Source organism: Mesorhizobium sp. WSM4847, assembly GCF_055811335.1.
In genome coordinates, this window is sequence record NZ_JBVVPY010000093.1 from 211 (window position 1) to 961 (window position 751).

Sequence of the window (751 nt, forward strand, 5' to 3'; positions counted from 1 at the left end):
CCGGACTTTTTGTTTTGTCCGTCCTCGAGGCCTTCGGCCTTTGCGGGCGGACGGGGCGCTGCTCCACCCCGCGTCAATAGACGGCGAATGCCGGCCGGGCAGCCCGGACTTTTTGTTTTGTCCGTCCTCGAGGCCTTCGGCCTTTGCGGGCGGACGGGGCGCTGCTCCACCCCGCGTCAACGTCAGAAGTAAGCCTTGGCTCACTGGAATCAAGCTTTCGCCAACTGAAAGGGCCGCTTGCGCGGCCCGAGTTCCCGATTGGCGGGCCTGTTTTGTAGGGAGAAGACTGGATTCTTTGCAACGTGCGTTTTGCAGACCTGGCAGCGACCTACTCTCCCGCGTCTTGAGACGAAGTACCATCAGCGCTGGAGCGTTTCACGGCCGAGTTCGGAATGGGATCGGGTGCAGCCGCTCCGCCATAACCACCAGGTCGGCAAAGCGCACGTTGCTCGAGAAGCTTTTTGAGCGAATAGCCAATAGTGAGTAGCGAATAGGGAAGCCTATTTTCTGCTCTCTCTGAGCTGTTCGCTGGTCTTATGTGTGCCTTTACCGTTCTTTGGTCTTGGCGCCTTTCGAAGCGAAGCTTCGCAAGGTCGACCGACCGTCGGCGCCGATGCGCCGCACCCACGTAGCGCCGCCCGCAGGGCGGAACAAGCGTGAGTGAGAACAGACCATCTCGGCGCAATCCGAAGGATTGTCGCGCGGCGCAATCCGAAGGATTGTCGCGCGGCGCAATCCGAAGGATTGTCGC

General features: G+C 60.6%; 1 rRNA gene. It reads right to left on the minus strand.

Annotated elements, in window-relative coordinates:
- Nucleotides 1-315: 315 nt before the first annotated feature.
- Nucleotides 316-430: ribosomal RNA gene (gene rrf, locus AC0L28_RS34660) — 5S ribosomal RNA — on the minus strand.
- Between the last annotated feature and the right edge of the window lie 321 nt (nt 431-751).